We start from the raw sequence: 2,875 nt of genomic DNA, 5'->3' as shown, positions 1-2,875 counted from the left end.
AAGCAGCTTTCGAGAATATCATTGAGATGTTTGAAAAAGAAAACCCGGACATTACGGTTAAATATAACCTTTACGATAAAGAAGGGTACAAAACAACCATTCGTAACTGGTTAGTCACTTCTCCGCCAGATGTTGTCTTCTGGTATGCAGGAAACCGTATGAAAGCTTTTGTGGATCGTGGGCTTTTTGAGGATGTTTCTGATCTATGGACAGAAAACAACATGCACCAGGACTTTGCGACTGCTGCACCAGCAATGACTATAGACAATAAGCAATGGGGTGTACCTTTCACCTATTACCAATGGGGAATTTATTACCGTAAAGATATTTTCGATAAATTAGGAATTTCTACACCTAAAACGTGGGACGAATTCCTTGCTGCCTGCGAAAAGCTAAAATCGAATAATGTTACCCCTGTTACTATTGGCACTAAATATTTATGGACTGCCGCAGGTTGGTTCGACTACCTAAACCTTCGTACTAATGGTCTACAGTTTCATATTGATCTCATGGATGGCAAAATCCCCTATACAGATGAACGCGTAAAAAACACCTTTATCGCCTGGAAAGAGTTAATTGATAAAGACTACTTCCTAGAAAACCATGCAGGATACTCTTGGCAGGAAGCGCAACCTTTCCTATACCGTGGTGAAGCTGCAATGTATCTAATAGGCAACTTCATCGTGCCAAACTTCCCTCAAGAATTAGATGGAAAAATAGCTTTCATGCAGTTCCCGATTATCAATTCTGATGTCGGTATCGCGGAAGATGCACCAATGGATACCATCCACATCCCAAGTAAAGCGAAAAACAAAGAAGAAGCGCGCAAGTTTTTAGCTTTCATAGCACGACCAGAGAACCAAACCATCATTAATGAAGCAACGCTGCAGATCCCTACCAACAATAAGGCCAAAGTTAAGGATAACGTATTCTTAAATCAAGGTGTTGAGATGTTAAACAATGCAGACGGAACCGCTCAATTTTATGACCGTGATACAGATCCTGCTATGGCCAAGGAAGGAATGAAGGCCTTTCAAGAGTTCATGGTCCACCCTGAGCGCTTAGATAAAATCCTAAAGCGTCTTGAGAGAGTGCGAGCAAGAACCTTCAAAAGCTAAAGCAAATTGGCTACCACTGTAGTGGCAGCCTTGGTTAGGGTCTCAATACGTTTAGATCAAGTACATCTTGAATTGTTGGCAATTGCTAACGTATTCTTATGTCGTACATGATCAAAAATGAAACGTGATCATTGAGGTCCTAACTCAAATTATCTCATTGATAGCTTTTATTAAGGTTATATCGCTTTTCAACGCGTATAACATTAATAATAATAGTTTGTTTCTATTTATCATGAAGCTCAAAGCATTGTTTCTTTGAGCTTTTTTTTGCCAAACAACCCCTCCCCATCAAGTGAAATCGTTTTCATTCCGAAAATCTGTGACAATCCGGTCAAAGCGCAAATTATTACAATGTAATTGATAGCATTGTGATCAATAGCTAAGAATTAAGATCTTAATTAATAAGAGAAACAAAAACACATCAAACAACATGTAAACGTTTCCAGCACAATGTTAGGATCCTGAATGAGTTAGGACCCATACATAAAAAATCATAATATGGAGACGTTTCATGAAACTGAAAAAAGTAGCATCTGCCCTTTCCTTAGCGCTTATTGTAATGCCTTTAACTTCACAAGCAGAGTCAGTGGTATCGAATGACTTGTTTGGTTTTTCAGGTTACATGCGTACAGGTGGTGGTTTGAATGCCAGTGGACAGAATGTTAACAAGCTAGACGAACACCACCTGGGACGTTTCGGCAACGAGTTTGACACCTATATTGCCGCAGCATTTACTAAAGACCTAGAGTTTGATAATGGCCTTTGGGCATATTACCACCTCGAATTTAACCGCTGGGATGGTGACCTACATAAAAGTGGGGCGTCTGATCAGAATAGCAGCGATGGTTATGGTGATTCAGGTGACTGGGAAAATGACCGCAACTACTTAAAGATGGGCGGTTTTGATTTCTTGCCCGAGGGATCCAACATTTGGGTCGGCAGCCGCAAACAAGAAGCTGATTTCCATATCTTAGACTACAAGTGGCGTCGCCTGATGGGAACAGGTATCGGTTATGAATCCAAGAACTTTGATATCCAGTTCTTGCAAAATGACTCTGGTGCTGAAACTAGTTGGCACTGGCATGGTGATGTCGCGAGCCACGCACTTGCTGCAAGAATGAGACAAGGAAAACTGGAAGCCGAAGTTATGTACATTGATGTCGCTGACTTCAATGACGTCGATCTTGAGGCCCAAGGCATTGCAGAATCATCAGTTCAGTTGACAGTAAACTACGGTTTTGACTCCTACTACGGTCTCACCGATGGCTATTCGAAGATAGTAGCCCAATATGGTAAAGGCGTAACAGAAGACCACTTGGGTTGGAACGAATCACTGAGCGCTAACGAGGATGATACTGCTTATAAAATTGCATTCGATGGTTTGTTCAGCCCAAGCCAAGACCTTGATATTAACCCTGTCTTCTTATACGAATCATTTGAAGCTGATGCTTGGGATAATACAGAAACTCACTTGACTGTCGCGGTACGTCTACACAAAACAATTAGCCAAGCCTTTGCTTGGGTTGCAGAAGGTGCTATATCCGACTTCAACAACGAAGGCGGTGATGATGCAGCTGACGGTATCAAATACAAACTGGCAGTAGGGCCATCATTTCAAATGGACGCAGGATACTGGGCTCGTCCAGTTAGCCGCATCACACTAACATATTTAGGGGTGGACGACGAATTAACCGGCGGGAAAGGCATCAACGATGACGGTGATGACTCTGAATTCCGCCTAGGCTACGAGTTCGAAA

General features: G+C 42.0%; 2 protein-coding genes. Both read left to right on the top strand.

Going from position 1 to position 2,875, the window contains the following annotated elements; translation table 11 throughout:
* Nucleotides 1-1,118 (top strand): ABC transporter substrate-binding protein (locus MHN01_RS23160; RefSeq protein WP_239413712.1); only part of this gene is annotated, 1,118 nt, incomplete at its 5' end.
* A gap of 511 nt (nt 1,119-1,629) precedes the next feature.
* Nucleotides 1,630-2,875: carbohydrate porin (locus MHN01_RS23155; RefSeq protein WP_239413711.1), on the top strand; the 1,246-nt coding region annotated here is incomplete at its 3' end.

Source organism: Photobacterium sp. OFAV2-7 (assembly GCF_022347985.1).
Lineage (GTDB): Bacteria > Pseudomonadota > Gammaproteobacteria > Enterobacterales > Vibrionaceae > Photobacterium.
The sequence above is the reverse complement of the archived record's forward strand: the minus strand, read 5'-3'. Positions and strand labels throughout refer to the sequence as shown.